Source organism: Dermacoccus sp. Ellin185, assembly GCF_000152185.1.
In the GTDB taxonomy this organism is placed as follows: domain Bacteria; phylum Actinomycetota; class Actinomycetes; order Actinomycetales; family Dermatophilaceae; genus Dermacoccus; species Dermacoccus nishinomiyaensis.
In genome coordinates this window covers 28,901-45,136 of record NZ_AEIQ01000085.1, presented here as the reverse complement: position 1 = coordinate 45,136, position 16,236 = coordinate 28,901, and the positions used below count along the sequence as shown (strand labels likewise).

Below are 16,236 nucleotides of genomic sequence, written 5' to 3'. Positions count from 1 at the left end.
GGACCTGTTCCCGGTGTCGCTGAGGTTCAGAAGGGGTACAGAGTGCCGATCAGTGGTGATCGGAGACCGCGTCTGCGATGTACAGGGCGGCAAGCATGGTGAAGATGAAGGCCTGCAGGAACTCGATGAGCAGCTCGAAGAAGGTCATCACGATGGCAGCCGCGAACGAGAGGACGCCGGCTCCGTTGAGGCCGATGTTGCCGCCGTGCAGGAGGAGGTACTCACCGCCGACGATGAACACGAGGAGCATGAGGTGTCCGGCCATCATGTTGCCGAAGAGTCGCAGCGCGAGCGTCAGCGGGCGGATGATGAAGTAGGTGAGGAACTCGAGCACGAACATGATCGGCTTGAGCCACCCCGGCAGGCCCGGGGGGATGAGCGAGCCCATGTACTTGCCGAAGCCACCCTTCGCCTTGACCGCCGCGACGTGGTACGTGATGTACACGATGACCGTGAGGACGATCGGGAACGCGATGCGACCCGTGCTCGGGTACTGGATGAAGGGGATGATGCCGGCCACGTTGTTGAACAGGATCAGCGTAAAGCAGGTCAGCAGCAGCGGTAGAAAGCGCAGGAAGTCCTTCGAGCCGATGATGTCGCGGCCGATCGTGTTGCGCACGAAGCCGTAGACGCCCTCGGCCATGAACTGGCGCTTGCTGGGCACGACCGAGAGCTTCTTGCCCGTTACGCTGACGAAGAACCAGCCGATGAGCAGCGCCGACACAAGGAGGACCACGGCGGGGCGCGTGATGGCCCAGTTGCTGTCGCCACCGATCAGGGGCCACCAGAAATCGCTCGTGCCCGGGGACTTGAACGACTCCCCGTCGGCAACCAGGGCAGCGCCCGCGATGAAGCTCACAAATTCTCCTCAGTCAGCATCCAGCAAAAAAGTTCAGTGTGTCTGTTGCAGTGGCACCGCCCCTGCCCTCTCGGGCTGGTCGGCGGCTCGAGGTGCACGCCGGAGACACTGCGTATCTTACCCGACGCTGTGCCGCGGTTCACTGGGAGCCGCCGCTCGTCGTCGCAGCGCCTGACGCGTCCGGGTCGTAGACGTACTGCCGCGTCCGCATGAACGAGCGCACCTGGAAGATCTGCCAGGCCACGACCACGATGGCGACGGTGATGCCCGTTGCAGGCCCGTCGAGGGATTCGACCTTCGTCGCGAGGACGAGGACGACGCCGAGCACGATCACCTGGGCGAAGAAGACCGCCATCGCCGCAGCCATGATGGCGACCGGGCTGAGCGTGCGCAGCGTACGAAGGACGAGCAGACCGCTCGCGAAGAAGGCGAGGGCGAGAACCGTGCCGAACAGTGACGACACTCCCCCGGCCACGCCGTTGAGCACCGCGAACACGACCGCGCAGACGACGCCCACTGCGGCACTCGGCAAGAGCGAATCCCGCAGCATCGCAGCAAACGGCGACACGTCGGTCACCGGGTGCGAGGTGGAGGCGGAGTCCATGGAGGAAGGGCTCACAATCTGCGCTGGCGCGGGGATCACGTCGTCGGGTTCGGGCTCGTCACCAGGGTGAATCCATCACCTGAACCTGCTTGTGAAAACTATCACAAGGCCTTGCGGCGTCGCCAACGGGGCAGCCCCCACGTCAGCGCGAAGGCAAGAACCGTCAGCCCCGTGAGGGCGGCGAGCGAGCGCTCGACGGGCCAGTACGCCATCGAGACGAGGCCGAGGGCGATGCCGATCGACCACAGGTAGAGGATGAGCACGGCCGCGCGGTGCGTGTGCCCGATCTTCAGCATGCGGTGGTGCAGGTGGCGACCGTCCGCCTCCCACGGTTTCTGCCCGGAGCGCAGGCGACGCACGATGGCCGCGGCGAAATCCCACAGCGGCACCGCGAGGATCGCGAGGGGCACGAGCAGCGGCAGCAGGAACGCGACGGAGGCGTCACCCGAACCGGAGACGGCCGCCGGGTCGAGGTTACCGGCGAACGAGATCGTGGCGGCCGCGATGAGCGTGCCGAGGAGCAACGAGCCGGCGTCCCCCATGAACAACCGCGCCGGATGAAAGTTGTGCGGCAGGAAGCCGACGCAGACACCCACCGTCGCCGCCGCGATGAAGGCTGACGTCGTGAACACCGACTTGTCGCCCCACTGCACGGCCTGTTGGTAGGCGTAGACGAAGAACGAGAACGAGGCGATGCCCACCATGCCGGCTGCGAGACCGTCGAGACCGTCAACCCAGTTCACGGCGTTGACGATGACGAGAATGACGAGCACCGACAGCACGACGAGCACCGGCGTCGGCAGGACGGTCTGCTCCCCCAGCGGCAGGAAGAGGAACTGCACCCCCGAGACGACGAGGACGCAGGCCGCGAGCGCCTGACCACCGAACTTGATGGCCCAGTTGAGCTCGGCGAAGTCGTCCCACGCGCCGAGTCCGCACATCATGGCCGCGGCGATCGTCGTGCCGATGGCTTCGCGACTGTCGAACACGTGCGACAGGTACGGCAGCCGCGAGGCGACACCGACGGCCGCGAGGAAGCCGACGAACAGCGCCACTCCCCCGAGCCGCGGGATCGGCAGGGCGTGCACGTCACGCGCACGCACCTGCGTCACCGCCCCGAAGCGAACTGCCGCCCACCGTGCGAGCGGCGTCATCACGAACGTGACGATCGCAGCGACGACGCTGATGAGGACGTACTCACGCACGGCAGGCGGTCAGATTTCAGCGGGGGTAGGCGGGGAAACGCGTGACGAGATCGGTGACCTGCTCGCGGATCTCCTGCGCGACGGGGTGCTCGGGCGTGCCGTCCGTCTCGGTGACGGCGCGGTGGATGACGTCGGCGATGACGTCCATCTCGGCAAGGCCCATGCCCTGCGTCGTGACGGACGGGGTGCCGACGCGGATGCCCGAGGCGATGTTCGGCTTCTGCGGGTCGAACGGGATCGCGTTCTTGTTGAGCGTGATGCCCGCGACGTCGCAGCGCAGTTCGGCGTCGGCGCCGGTGACGTCGACGTCACGCAGATCGAGCAGCGACAGGTGCGTGTCGGTGCCGCCCGTCGTCGGACGGACGCCCTTGGCCTTGAGCCCCTCGGCGAGACGCTGCGAGTTGGCGATGACGTCCTTCGCGTACTGCTGGTACTCGGGCGTCGCGCATTCCTTGAAGTTCACGGCCTTCGCCGCGATCGTGTGCATCTGCGGGCCACCCTGCATCATCGGGAAGACGGCCTTGTCGATCGCCTTCGCGTGCTCTTCCTTGCAGACGATGGCGCCCGAGCGGGGGCCGCGCAGCACCTTGTGCGTCGTGAACGAGACGACGTCGGCGTGCGGCACCGGCGACGGGATCGCCTTGCCTGCGACGAGACCGATGAAGTGAGCCGCGTCGACCCAGAAGATCGCGCCGACCTCGTCGGCGATGGCGCGGAAGCGCTCGAAGTCGATGAGACGCGGGATGGCGGAGCCGCCCGCGAGGATGACCTTCGGCTTGTACTCCTTGGCGAGACGCTCGACCTCGTCGTAGTCGATGTCCTCCGTCTCGGGGTCGACGCCGTAGCCGACGGCGTTGAACCACTTGCCCGAGAAGGACACCTTCGTGCCGTGCGTGAGGTGGCCGCCCATGGGCAGGCTCATCGCGAGGATCGTGTCACCGGGGTTCATGAACGCGCCGTACACGGCCTGGTTCGCCGAGGCACCCGAGTGGGGCTGGACGTTGGCGTGCTCGGCGTCGAACAGCGCCTTCGCACGCTCGATGGCGATCGTCTCGGCCTTGTCGACCTCGGCGCAGCCACCGTAGTAGCGACGGCCGGGGTAACCCTCGGCGTACTTGTTGCTCAGCGTCGAACCGAGCGCGGTGAGGACGGCCGGGCTGGACATGTTCTCACTCGCGATGAGCTGCAGGCCGCCGCGCAGGCGGTCGAGCTCGGAGATGAGGACACCGGCGATGTCGGGGTCGAAGGATTCGAGGGCGGCGTAGTCGGAGCCGTAGAACGGGGTCGTCATGCTCGCAACCTTAGTGGTTCTGCTCGCCCGGGCGGCCAGGAAGCTCCACGCTCGTCACGCTCTCGGGCTCGAACGGCGGTTCCGCACCGATGCCGCCGAGCGGGATGGCCTGCGTCGCCTCGCCCGCCCGCGCGCGAGCTCCCATGGCCTCGAGACGCTGACGTTCGGCCGTGCGCTCGTCGTCGGTCGACTCGGGCGCGGGGTTCGAGGCCGACTCGTGCTGCTGCGGGTTGTCCGTTTCCGGGGCATCCTGGGGTGTCTCGGACAGCGGCGCACCCGTCGAGTCGAGCAGGTCGATGGGCCCGAGCACCTCACGCAGCTGTGCCGGAGTGATCGTGCCGCGGCGCAGCATGACGGGGTCGGGCTTGGTGCAGTCGAGGATCGTGCTGGGCAACCCGTCGTCGCACGTGCCCCCGTCGAGATAGACCTCGACCGCCGGGCCGAACGCGAAACCGGCCTCCGTGATCGTCGTGACCGGCGGCTGGCCCGTGCGGTTCGCCGAGCTGACCGCGAGCGGCCCCGTCGCCTGCAGCAGTTCGAGCGCGATCTCGTGATCGGGCATGCGCAACCCGACCGTGCCGTTCGTGTCACCCAGATCCCACATGAGCGACGGCTGCGCACGGAAGATCAACGTCAGCCCGCCCGGCCAGAAGCGATCCATGAGGCGACGCGCGTAGGACGGCACGCTCATCGCGAGGCCCTCGACCGTCGCCGGGTTCGGCACGAGGACGGCCGGCGGCTTGTCGCGCCCACGCCCCTTCGCCGCGAGCAGCGCCGCGACGCCGTCAGGGTTGAAGGGGTCGGCGCCGACGCCGTACACCGTGTCGGTGGGCAGGACGACGAGTTTGCCCTCGCCGACGGCAGCGTGCGCCGCCTCGATGGCGGGGTCGCGCTCATCCGAACCGGAAACGTCGAAAACGGGGCTCACGCCACTCTCCTAGAAGTCGAAACCACCCATGTCGCCCCCGAAGTCTCCCCCACCGAAGTCGCCCCCGTCGAACCCGCCGAAGTCGCTGCCCCCGGCGAAGTCCTGGCCGCCGTCGAATCCGCCACCGTCGGCAACGTCGTTTCCGCCGCCGTCGCCCCCACCGTCCTGGTAGCCATCCTGATATGCGTCCTGCATGTCGCGGGAATCGAAGTCGTTGCCCCAGTCGTCGAACATCGCATCGGCGATGGCGGTGCCGACGAAGGCGCCGGCGACGCTCGTGAGCAGCATCGAGCCCATGCCGCCCATCCCCATCCCCATGCCGCCGCGACCGAAGCCGCCGCCCATGCCGTAACCACCGAACGAGCTCTGGAGGAACCCGGGCTGACGCATCTCGGCCCGAGTCGCAGCCCGCGCCAGCGCCTGCGGGTCTGCGCTCTTCGGAGCATCCTGCGGGCTGTCGGTCGCGAGACGCGTGAGCACCTGCTGACGCTGCTCCGGCGTCAACTTGGCGAACGCCTCGGCGTGCGCCTTCTCGATCTCCTCCGGCGGAGCCGTCTTGAGCATGTACTCGTAGCGGGCGATGGCGCGCTCGTCCTCGCTCATCGACGCGCCCGGCGTCTGTCGAGGCGCGCTCGACGCCTGCCGCGGGTAGCCCTGCTGGGCATACCCCTGCTGCTGGTTGCCCTGCGCCGGATACGCGGGCTGCCCGTATCCCTGCTGCTGACCGAAGCCCGGCTGGGCTCCCCCACGGCCGAAGAGACGATCGAAGATCCCCATGGTGCGTTCCTCACGTCCGAGGCCGCCCAGCACGCTGCGGGCGGCGCGATTCGGCTCCCACTCTAAGCCCGGGCCCGTGGCGGACACACGTCCTCGCCGCCGGCCGGCGAGGCCGCACCAGCGCGCTGACGCGGCGTCCTCGCCCAACAGCGTGGCGGTGGCCGAGACGCAGGGCGGGGCGGTGCGAGACCGACATCAGAAGAGGCGCAGGCCCTGACGCCGACCTCGCGGTGTGTGCCTCAGCGGTGGCCGAGGGCGACGGGGACGGTCGACTCCTCGACGTCGTCGAGTGCGACGGTGTCGTCGGGCTGCAGTTCGTCGACAGACGTGGCGCTACCCGCTGTCGCGTCCGGCGTCGCCCGGGCGCTGACGAGGGCCGCGAGCTCGCGCGGCCACACTCGTTCGCTCGTCGTCTCGAGGTCGCGAACCGACCACCAGCGCCAGCGCTGCATCGTCACCTGCTCCTCGGGCGTGAGCGCCCCCGGGTCGGGCTCGAAGCGTGTCGTGCGCACGGCGTAGAACACGTCGTCCTGACGCACGACCGAATCGGAGTACCCGTGGACGACGCGGCGCCGCGCGATCGGCCCGACGAAGGCATCGGCCTCGACCTGCAAACCGGTCTCCTCGAACAACTCACGCACCGCGGCGTCGCGTTCGCTCTCTCCGGGGTCGATGCCGCCACCCGGGGTCGACCACCACGTCGCGGGCGGGGTGAGGCCCTGGTCGGAATCCTCGTAGAGGAGCACGTCGCCGACGTGGTCGAGCACGAGCAGCCTGACGGTCGCGCGGCGCCTCACCGGGCGTTCTGCGGGGCTTGTGGGCACCTCGAAGCGCGAACCGCCCTCACGGCGGGCCAGCGTCATGCGGGGCTTGCCGGCGAGGTCGGCCTCGTCCCGCGCCCACTCGAAACCACGCCGATCGAGCAGCGCCTCGGGCAGGGATTCGCCCTGGGCGTCTGCATGCTCCATGACGAGCAGACCGCCGGGCTTCAGCAGGTGCGCGGCGCGTTCGGCGATCTCGAGCGGAAAGCGAAGGCCGTCCTCGCTACCGCCGTACAGCGCAATCTCAGGGTCGTGCTCGGCAACCTCGGGGTCGATCGGCACCATGCCGGTGGGCACGTACGGCGGGTTGCTCACGACGACGTCGAAACTACCCTCGAGCTCAGGTAGAGCCTGGCGCGCATCCTCAACGCTCAAGTTGACAGTGAGGCCAATCTGCTTGCAGTTCAACGCTGCCCACGCCGCCGCTTCTTCGGAGAGCTCGACGGCGTAGACCTCGAGGTCGGGACGCTCGGCCTTGATCGCCAGGGCGATGGCGCCCGATCCGGTACACAGATCGACGATGCGCCCCCCGTGCGGGGCCGCCTCGAGGGCGGCATCGACGAGCATCTCCGTCTCGGGGCGCGGCACGAACACGCCAGGGCCGACACGCAACTCCAGGCTGCGGAAAGGCGCCCGACCCGTCAGGTGCTGCAGCGGAACACGCCGTGCGCGTTCGTCGATGAGCGCCTCGAAGCGGGCCATGTCCTCGTCGTTGAGCTCGTGGCCGAGCACCTCGCGACGGCGCACCTCGCCCAGCTCGCACCCGAGAACATGAGCGAGCAGCAGCGCCGCATCACGATCCGCGGATTCGATGCCGGCGTCCGCGAGCCGCGCCGCAGCACGACGCAGCGTCGTGCGCAACGCCGTCACGCCCCCGACTCCCCCACTGCTGCGAGACGCGCCGCCTCGTCGGCGTCGAGCGCCGACTGGACGACAGCGTCGAGATCGCCGTCGAGCACCGCGTCGAGGTTGTACGACTTGTAGCCCGTGCGGTGATCTGCGATCCGGTTCTCGGGGAAGTTGTACGTGCGGATGCGCTCACTGCGGTCGACCGTGCGCACCTGCGACTTGCGCGCGGCCGAGGCCTCCGCTTCCTTGCGCTCGATCTCCATCTGACGCAGCCGCGCCTTGAGCACGCGCAGCGCGGACTCCTTGTTCTGCAGCTGCGACTTCTCGTTCTGGCAGCTGACGACGACACCCGTCGGCAGGTGGGTGATGCGCACGGCCGAGTCGGTCGTGTTGACACTCTGCCCACCCGGGCCGGAGCTGCGATAGACGTCGATCTTGAGGTCGTTCGGGCCGAACTCGATCTCGTCGTCGTCCTCGTCGAGATCCGGCATGACGAGGACGCCCGCCGCGCTCGTGTGGATGCGGCCCTGACTCTCGGTGACGGGCACGCGCTGCACGCGGTGCACGCCGCCTTCGTACTTGAGGCGCGCCCACGGGGCCTCGCCCGGTTCGGGCAGCCCCTTCGCGCGGACCGTGATGCGGGCGTCTTTGTACCCGCCGAGATCGGCGTCGGTCGCGTCGGCAATCTCGGCCTTCCAACCGCGGCGTTCCGCGTAACGCAGGTACATGCGGACGAGGTCGCCGGCGAACAGCGCCGACTCGGCGCCGCCCTCGCCGGCCTTGACCTCGAGGACGACGTCGCGCTCATCGTCCTCGTCGCGCGGCAGCAGGAGCGTGCGCAGTTTGTCGGCGCTCGCATCCAGATGGGTCTGCAACGCCGGCAGCTCCGCGGCGAACGCGGCGTCCTCGTCGGCCAGCTCTTCTGCCGCACCGAGGTCGTCCTGCGCGCGCTTCCAAGCGTGATAAGCGGCGACGGTCGGTGCGAGGGCCGCGTAACGCTTGTTGAGGCGGCGCATCAGCGTCGGGTCCGCATGCGTCGCCGGTTCGGCCAGCTGCTTCTCGAGATCGTCGTACTCGGCGACGATCGTGGCGGCGGAATCAAGCATGACGCTCCTCGCGGACTGAGGTGATGGGGGCGCAGCGCCGGCAGGCGGCGTCCACGGGGATGCAAAACGCCGACCCCGCCCTGATGGGCTGGGGTCGGCGCGGTGCGAAGACTACTTGGCGTCCTTCTTGCCGTAGCGAGCCTGGAAGCGGGCGACACGACCACCCGTGTCCATGAGCTTCTGCTTGCCGGTGTAGAAGGGGTGGCAGTTGGAGCACACTTCGACGTTCATCTTGTCGCTCTTCGACGTGCTGCGCGTCTCGAACGTGTTGCCGCAGGTGCAGGACACCGTCGTGGCGGTGTACTCGGGGTGAAGGTTCTTCTTCACGGGGTTCTCCTAGCTGTTGAGGATGCCGCCGGGTCGTCATCACCGGGATGGTGGACGTGAACCGGAAGCCAACAAACAATCTTGCCAGATCGCCTGACATGGTTCAAAACATCGAGGTGGGACGAATCATTCCCGCCGCCACCCCGCCCGACACGAGCGCCCCCGTGACCACTCGCCGCAGGGGCGTCGGGTCTCGGGGGCGTCGTCAGGTGACGTCGTCCGGTGACGTCGTCAGGCGCCTTCAGACGTGGATCAGTTGTCCTCGTCGTCGAGCTTGATGTTCGACGTCTGCTGCACCTGCATGAGGAACTCGACGTTGCTCTTCGTCTTCTTGAGGCGGTCGATGAGCAGTTCGACAGCCTGCTGCTGGTCGAGGGCGGCGAGCACGCGACGCAGCTTCCACATGATCTTGAGCTCTTCGCCCGACAGCAGGATCTCCTCGCGACGCGTCGACGAGTTGTTGACGTCGACGGCCGGGAAGATGCGGCGGTTCGCGAGCTGACGGTCGAGCTTGAGCTCCATGTTGCCGGTGCCCTTGAACTCCTCGAAGATGACCTCGTCCATCTTCGAACCCGTCTCGACGAGAGCCGTCGCGAGGATCGTCAACGAGCCGCCGTTCTCGATGTTGCGCGCCGCACCGAAGAACTTCTTCGGCGGGTACAGCGCGGCCGAGTCGACACCACCGGACAGGATGCGACCGCTCGCCGGGGCGGCGAGGTTGTAGGCACGCCCGAGCTTCGTGATCGAGTCGAGCAGCACGACGACGTCATGGCCCATCTCGACGAGGCGCTTGGCACGCTCGATGGCGAGCTCCGCGACCGTCGTGTGGTCCGTCGCCGGACGGTCGAAGGTGGAGGCGATGACCTCACCCTTGACCGCGCGCTGCATGTCTGTGACCTCTTCGGGACGCTCGTCGACGAGGACGACCATGAGGTGGCACTCGGGGTTGTTCGTCGTGATCGCGTTGGCGATCGACTGCATGACCATCGTCTTGCCCGCCTTCGCCGGGGCGACGATGAGGCCACGCTGGCCCTTGCCGACAGGCGAGACGAGGTCGATCATGCGAGTCGTCAGCACGTTCGGGGTCGTCTCGAGACGCAGGCGCTCCTGCGGGTACAGCGGCGTCAGCTTGCCGAACTCGACACGCTTCTTCGCCTGCTCCACCGTCATGCCGTTGACGGAGTCGAGACGCACGAGCGCGTTGAACTTCTGACGCGCCGGCAACTGCTCACCCTCGCGCAGCGCACGCACCGCGCCGGTGACGGCGTCACCCTTGCGCAGCCCGTTCTTCTTCACGATGTTCATCGGGACGTAGACGTCCGTCGGGCCGGCGAGGTAACCGGTCGTGCGCACGAAGGCGTAGTTGTCGAGGACGTCGACGATGCCCGCGACGGGGATGAGGACGTCGTCCTCGCGCACCTCGGGAGCGTCGTCGTCGTAGTCGCGGTTGCGCCCGCGACGGTTGTTGCCGCGCTCGCCCCGGTCGCGGTCGCGGTCGCGGCCGCGCTGACGGCGACGACGGCCACCGCGCTCGTCGTCATCGTTGTTGTGGTTGCGCTCGTTGTTGCGCTCGCGACGGTTGGAGCCGCCGTTGCCGCTGTTGTTGCCGGAGTCGCGGTTGTCGCGCTTGTCGCGGCCGTTCTCGCCCGAGGCGCTGTCGCTGTTGTCGCGACGCTCGCGGCGAACGTCGCCGTCGGAGTTCTTGTCACCGGAGGGCTCGTTCGAGCCGTTCTCGCGGCGCTGACGACGCTCGTCGCGTTCGCCGTCACGACGGCCACGGCTCTCGCCGTTCGAGGCGTCGTCCTTGGCGTCGACGTTCTTGCCATCGACGGTCTTGCCATCGGCGTCGTTCTCGGAGCCGGTGTCCTGCGCGGCACCTTCACGCTGAGCGTCGCCCTGGTCGGAACCTGAGTTCTCGGAGGCGCGCTTGCGCTCCTCGCCACCGCGGCGGCCACGACGGGTGCGCTGCTCGCGCGGCTGCTCCTGTTCGTCGCGCGTGGAACGCTCACCCTCGCGGGAGGCAGCGTCGCCTTCGCGGGCGCCGGCGTCACGAGTGGCGCGGCCGGGCTCGTCATCCTGCGGCGCCGGAGCGTCGCCCTGCTCACGGCGGGGCGCCTCGGTGGCAGACGGCGCAGCCTCGGCCTGCTCGCTCGTGGCGCGACGGGCCGTCGGAGCGGTCGAGGTGACGCCCGCGGCCTTGGCGCGGCTGCCGCCGACACCGTTGGCCTCGGCGCGCGCGGCGCGGATCGCCGTCACGAGGTCGACCTTGCGCATCTTGGAGATGCCGGGAATGCCCATGCTCTGCGCGAGCTGCTTGAGTTCGTCGAGACGCATCGCGGAGAGCGCTCCGCGCGGGCTGCTCTGGGCCGGGGCGGGCGCAGACGGTTGTTCTGACACGAAGGTTCCTTCCCCCTCGTTCGGCCCGCGACGAAGAGCGCGGGCGGGATGAAGTTCAGGGGCCGTTCAGATCAGACCCCTGGTTCCCGCCGTCGGAATGACAGCACAGACGGGAACAGCGCACCTGGAAGCGAATGATGACCTGCAGCGAGGCTGAGGCGAGAACGGTGACCCAGAGGTCACGGGCCTGGCGCGACGACAGCGTCGCGTCGTGTGGCATGGTCGAACTCGAGCACCACCCGGGTGCACCAAAACGGTACACCCGGCGGCGGATCAGCGCGACATGGGGGTGATTCCGCGCGTCGGAACGCTCAGTTCGAGCACCTCGCCGCCCCCAGCGACATCGTGCACCGCGCTCAGGGCGAAACGTGATGCCAGCGCGAGCACCGTCGGACCCGCGCCCGAGATGACGGCGGGGACGCCGGCGTCACGCAGCGCGTCGACGAGCGCCATCGAATCCGGGTAGGCCGAACGGCGCTGCTCCTGGTGCAGGGCATCGAGCGTCGCGGGCATGAGTAGCGACGGCTCGGTGGTGATCGCGTGAGCCAGCAGCGCTGCGCGCCCCGAATTGCGCGCTGCCACGGCGAGCGGGACGCTCTCGGGCAACGCGGTGCGAGCCGTCGCCGTCGACAGGCGCTGCGCCGGGACGATGACGACGGGCACGACATCGGGGTGCGGGCGCAGGACGGCGGTGTGCCAGTCGCGCGGCGCGTCGGGGCCCTCGAGCACGTCGGCCCAGCTCACCGTCACGCTGCCGTAGACGGAGGCCGACGCGTTGTCGGGGTGGCCCTCGATGCTCGAGGCGACGTCATTGACGAACGCGAGCGTCGCGGCGTCGTCGAGATCGTGCCCGGCGAGCGCCGTCGCGAGCGCGACGCCCGCGACGATCGCCGTCGCCGAACTGCCCAGGCCGCGCGAGTGCGGCACGGCGCCTGTGTACCTCAGCTCCAGCCCTGCGGGCGGCGCGACGTCGAGCGCTTCCCATGCCGCCCCCATCGAGCGCACGACAAGGTGCGAGCCGTCGAGCGGCACCTCACCGGCGCCGCTGCCGCGCGCGTCGACGACGAGGCCGCCGTCCGTCACCTCGGCGCGCGCGTCGTCCCAGACGTCGAGGGCCATGCCGATCGAGTCGAAACCCGGCCCGAGGTTCGCCGTGCTCGCGGGCACGCGAACGTGCGCCGTCGACCCGACCTGAGGCGTGCGGCTCGGCCGGAGGCGGGAGGCGCTGAGCGAACGGGCCATCGTCAGGCGTCGAGGCCGAGCGCGCGCGCCACGGAGTAGGCGTCGGCGGAGACGCGCTCGGGCTGGATGTCGTCGCCGTCGGCGCCGCGCAGGGCCCACTGCGGATCCTTCAGGCCGTGCCCGGTGACGGTGCAGACGATCGTCGCGCCCGCGGGCACGCGGCCCGCGTCACTCATCTTGAGCAACCCGGCGATCGAGGCGGCCGACGCCGGTTCGACGAAGATGCCCTCCTCGCTCGACAGGATGCGGTGCGCGGCGAGGATCTCGTCGTCGCTGACGGCGTCGATGACGCCGCCCGAGTCGTCGCGGGCCTGCTCGGCCTGCCTCCACGATGCGGGGTTGCCGATGCGGATGGCCGTTGCGATCGTCTCCGGCTCGTCGAACGGGTGGCCCGCGACGAGCGGCGCGGCGCCCTCGGCCTGGAAGCCCCACATCGCCGGGGTCTTCGTCGCGACGGCGGCGAGCTCGCGGCCGTTGGCGGTCGTGAACGGCGCCGCGTACTCGCGGTAGCCCTTCCAATAACCCGTGATGTTGCCGGCGTTGCCGACGGGCAGGACATGGATGTCGGGCGCGTCGCCGAGCGCGTCGACGATCTCGAAGCTGGCCGTCTTCTGGCCCTCGATGCGGGCCGGGTTGACGGAGTTGACGAGCTCTACGGGGTAGCTCTCGGCAAGCTTGCGCGCGACGTCGAGGCAGTTGTCGAAGTTGCCGTCGACCTGCAGCAGCTGCGCGCCGTGCGCGATAGCCTGGCTGAGCTTGCCCATCGCGATCTTGCCGTCGGGCACGAGGACGGCGCACGTCATGCCGGCCTTCGTCGCGTAGGCCGCGGCGGAGGCGGACGTGTTGCCCGTGGAGGCACAGATGACGGCCTTCGCGCCGTTCTTCGCGGCCATCGACATCGCCGTCGTCATGCCGCGGTCCTTGAACGAACCGGTCGGGTTGAGGCCCTCGTACTTGACGAACACGCGCGCACCGACCCGCTCGCTCAGCTTCTCCGCCGGGATGAGCGGAGTGCCGCCCTCCCCGAGCGTGACGACGGGAGCACCGTCGAGCATCGGAAGTCGTTCGGCGTACTCGGTGATGACGCCGCGCCACAGGTGAGCCATGTCAGTTTCCTTCTGCGCGAAGCACGGACGAGACGCAGTCGACGTCCGCGAGCTTCTTGATCGAGTCGACCGTGGCCGCGAGCGCGGCCTCCGGTGCCTGGTGGGTCATGAAGGTGAGGGAGGCGAGGCCATCCTCGGAGCGGCGCACGCCCTGGCGCATGCTCTCGATGGAGACGCCATGCTCGCCGAACGCGCTCGTCACGCGCCCGAGAACGCCCGGTTCGTCGGCGACCTCGACGCGCACGACGTAACGCGTCAGGGATTCGCCGATCGGCAGGATCGGCAGGTCGGCATAGGCCGATTCCCCCGAACCGCGCCCGCCGGTGACGCGGTGGTGCGCGGCCTGGACGATGTCGCCGAGGACGGCTGACGCCGTCGGGTCGCCGCCCGCCCCGCGGCCGTAGAACATCAGCTCCCCGGCGAGCTTCGTCTCGACGAAGACCGCGTTGAAAGCTTCATGCACGCTCGCGAGCGGGTGCGAGCGCGACAGCAGGACGGGGTGGACGCGGACGTTGACGCCCGCTCCCCCGTCTGCCTCGCCGCGTTCGACCTTCTCGGCGATCGCGAGCAGCTTGATGACGCAGCCCGCGCGGCGTGCGGCGGTGATGTCCTCCGCCGTGATGTTCATGATGCCCTCGACGTGCACGTCACTCGTGCGCACGCGCGTGTGGAACGCGAGGGAGGCGAGGATGGCGGCCTTCGCCTGCGCGTCGTAACCCTCGACGTCGGCCGTCGGGTCCGCCTCGGCGTAACCGAGCTCCTGCGCCTCGGCGAGCACGTCCCGCAGGTCGGCGCCGGTGCGGTGCATCTTGTCGAGGATGAAGTTCGTCGTGCCGTTGACGATGCCGAGCACCTTCGTCACCCCATCGCCCGCGAGCGACTCGCGCAACGGACGGATGAGCGGGATGGCGCCCGCGACGGCGGCCTCGTAGGACAGGTCGACGCCGTGATCCATCGCGAGCTGGTACAGCTCCGGGCCATCGCTGCCGAGCAGGGCCTTGTTGGCCGTGACGACGCTCGAGCCGTTGCTCAGAGCGCGCGTGATGAGGCTCTTGGCGGGCTCGTCACCACCCATGAGCTCGACGACGATGTCGGCACCGTCGACGAGCGCCTGCGCGTCCGTCGTGAAGGCGTCGGCCGGCAGGCCCGTCTCCGAGCGGTCCTTGCGCGTGTCGCGCACCGCGACGCCGACGATCTGCAGCGGCGCACCGATACGGGCCTCGAAATCGGCGGCGTTCTGGGTCAGCTCGCGGGCGACGGACGTGCCGACGACGCCGCTGCCGAGCAGCGCGATCGTGATCGGCTCGCGCGGGGTCGTCGAGTCGGACGGCATGGCGAATGCGGTGGTGGTCATGTCATTCCCCTTCGAGGGCGAGCAGGTCGTCGATCGTCTCGCGGCGCAGCAGCACGCGAGCGTCGCCGTCCGCGACCGCGATGACGGGTGGGCGCGGGACGTGGTTGTACTGCGAGGCCAGCGCACGACAGTAGGCGCCGGTCGCGGCGACGACGACGAGGTCGCCGTCACGGGTGTCGGACGGGAAGTCGATGTCGCGCACGACGACGTCGCCGCTCTCACAGTGCTTGCCGACGACGCGGGTCGGCGTCAGCTCGTCGCTGCCGCCGCGGTTCGCGAGCGCCGCGTGATAGTCGGCCTGGTAGAGCGCGGGGCGCGCGTTGTCGCTCATGCCACCGTCGACGCTGACGTACGTGCGCACGAGGTCGTCGCTCGCCTGAACGAGCTTCACCGTGCCGACGCGGTAGAGCGTCACGCCGCCGGGGCCGACGATGCTGCGGCCCGGCTCGATCGAGACGCGCGGCACCGGGACGTCGGCGTTCTGGCACGCCTCGCGCACGATGCCGGCGAGCTGCGTCGCCATCTCGGCGGGGTCGAGCGGTGCGTCGCTGGGCAGGTAGGCGATGCCGAAACCGCCGCCGAGGTCGAGCTCCGGCAGTTCGACGCCGTGCTCCTTCGCGACCTGCAACTGCAGGGCGATGAGGCGCGTCGCGGCCTCCTTGAAGCCGGCGGACTCGAAGATCTGGCTGCCGATGTGGCTGTGGAAGCCGAGCAGGTGAAGCTCCGGGCGGGCGAGGACGCGGGCGACGGCGTCACCGATCTGGCCGTCGGCGGCGGAGAAACCGAACTTCTGGTCCTCGTGCGCCGTCGCGATGAACTCGTGAGTGTGCGCCTCGACGCCGAGCTTGACGCGGATCATGACAGGCGCCGTGATGTGGTGGCGCGCAGCGGCGTCGGCGACGCGGTCGATCTCCTCGAACGAGTCGACGACGATGCGCCCGACGCCGTACGCGAGGGCGTCGTCGATCTCGGCGACGCCCTTGTTGTTGCCGTGCATGCCGATGTTCTCGCCCGGCACGCCCGCCTTCTTCGCGATCGCGAGCTCACCCCCCGAGCAGACGTCGAGGCGCAGCCCCTCCTCGGTGACCCACTGCGCGACGTGCGACGACAGGAACGCCTTGCCCGCGTAGTACACGTCCGCCTGGGTGCCGATGGCCGCGAACGCACGCGCGAACGCCTCACGGTAGGCACGGGCTCGGCTGCGGACGTCGGCCTCGTCGATGACGTACGCCGGCGTGCCGAAGCGTTCGGCGATCTCGTCGAGGCCGATGCCGGCGATCTCGACGACGCCGTCATCACGGCGGCGCGCGGTGCGCGGCCACACGATCTGCTCGAGGGCGCCCGTGGGGGCGGCCGACCTGACGCTCACG

Annotated in this window: 14 protein-coding genes; all 14 read right to left on the bottom strand. The window is 69.3% G+C overall.

Going from position 1 to position 16,236, the window contains the following annotated elements:
- Window positions 1–49: 49 nt before the first annotated feature.
- Window positions 50–859: a F0F1 ATP synthase subunit A gene (atpB, locus tag HMPREF0321_RS08815; protein ID WP_006945865.1), complete on the bottom strand. Its 810-nt coding sequence runs from the start codon at window positions 857–859 to the stop codon at window positions 50–52.
- Window positions 860–998: 139 nt separating this feature from the next.
- Window positions 999–1,463, bottom strand: a complete 465-nt coding sequence (locus HMPREF0321_RS08810) for a hypothetical protein (RefSeq protein ID WP_006945920.1) — start codon at window positions 1,461–1,463, stop codon at window positions 999–1,001.
- A gap of 101 nt (window positions 1,464–1,564) precedes the next feature.
- The gene (locus HMPREF0321_RS08805) at window positions 1,565–2,668 is read right to left on the bottom strand and encodes an MraY family glycosyltransferase (protein WP_006945880.1); all 1,104 of its coding nucleotides are present in this window, start codon (window positions 2,666–2,668) and stop codon (window positions 1,565–1,567) included.
- Between the two features lie 16 nt (window positions 2,669–2,684).
- On the bottom strand, window positions 2,685–3,959 hold the full coding sequence (glyA, locus tag HMPREF0321_RS08800) for a serine hydroxymethyltransferase (protein ID WP_006945972.1): 1,275 nt from the start codon (window positions 3,957–3,959) through the stop codon (window positions 2,685–2,687).
- A 10-nt stretch (window positions 3,960–3,969) separates the two neighbouring features.
- Window positions 3,970–4,887: an L-threonylcarbamoyladenylate synthase gene (locus HMPREF0321_RS08795; RefSeq protein ID WP_006945876.1), complete on the bottom strand. Its 918-nt coding sequence runs from the start codon at window positions 4,885–4,887 to the stop codon at window positions 3,970–3,972.
- Between the two features lie 9 nt (window positions 4,888–4,896).
- Window positions 4,897–5,664 (bottom strand): hypothetical protein, encoded by a 768-nt coding sequence (locus HMPREF0321_RS08790; RefSeq protein ID WP_006946032.1) that lies wholly within the window; start codon window positions 5,662–5,664, stop codon window positions 4,897–4,899.
- 239 nt (window positions 5,665–5,903) lie between these two features.
- Window positions 5,904–7,355, bottom strand: coding sequence for a peptide chain release factor N(5)-glutamine methyltransferase (prmC, locus tag HMPREF0321_RS17425; protein ID WP_006945994.1), 1,452 nt, complete (start codon window positions 7,353–7,355; stop codon window positions 5,904–5,906).
- Window positions 7,352–8,440 (bottom strand): peptide chain release factor 1, encoded by a 1,089-nt coding sequence (prfA, locus tag HMPREF0321_RS08780; RefSeq protein WP_006945860.1) that lies wholly within the window; start codon window positions 8,438–8,440, stop codon window positions 7,352–7,354. Before prfA ends, prmC begins: the two co-directional genes overlap by 4 nt.
- A 111-nt stretch (window positions 8,441–8,551) precedes the next feature.
- The gene (gene rpmE / locus HMPREF0321_RS08775; RefSeq protein ID WP_006945964.1) at window positions 8,552–8,767 is read right to left on the bottom strand and encodes a 50S ribosomal protein L31; all 216 of its coding nucleotides are present in this window, start codon (window positions 8,765–8,767) and stop codon (window positions 8,552–8,554) included.
- A gap of 252 nt (window positions 8,768–9,019) precedes the next feature.
- Window positions 9,020–11,101, bottom strand: a complete 2,082-nt coding sequence (gene rho, locus HMPREF0321_RS08770; protein ID WP_006945901.1) for a transcription termination factor Rho — start codon at window positions 11,099–11,101, stop codon at window positions 9,020–9,022.
- Window positions 11,102–11,437: 336 nt separating this feature from the next.
- Window positions 11,438–12,406 (bottom strand): homoserine kinase, encoded by a 969-nt coding sequence (locus HMPREF0321_RS08765; protein ID WP_006946043.1) that lies wholly within the window; start codon window positions 12,404–12,406, stop codon window positions 11,438–11,440.
- A 2-nt stretch (window positions 12,407–12,408) separates the two neighbouring features.
- The gene (gene thrC, locus HMPREF0321_RS08760) at window positions 12,409–13,512 is read right to left on the bottom strand and encodes a threonine synthase (RefSeq protein ID WP_006945957.1); all 1,104 of its coding nucleotides are present in this window, start codon (window positions 13,510–13,512) and stop codon (window positions 12,409–12,411) included.
- A 1-nt stretch (window position 13,513) separates the two neighbouring features.
- Window positions 13,514–14,866: a homoserine dehydrogenase gene (locus HMPREF0321_RS08755; RefSeq protein WP_006945877.1), complete on the bottom strand. Its 1,353-nt coding sequence runs from the start codon at window positions 14,864–14,866 to the stop codon at window positions 13,514–13,516.
- 1 nt (window position 14,867) lies between these two features.
- Window positions 14,868–16,235 carry a diaminopimelate decarboxylase gene (lysA, locus tag HMPREF0321_RS08750; protein WP_006945981.1) on the bottom strand — a complete coding sequence of 456 codons (1,368 nt, stop codon included), beginning with the start codon at window positions 16,233–16,235 and terminating at the stop codon, window positions 14,868–14,870.
- Window position 16,236 lies beyond the last annotated feature (1 nt).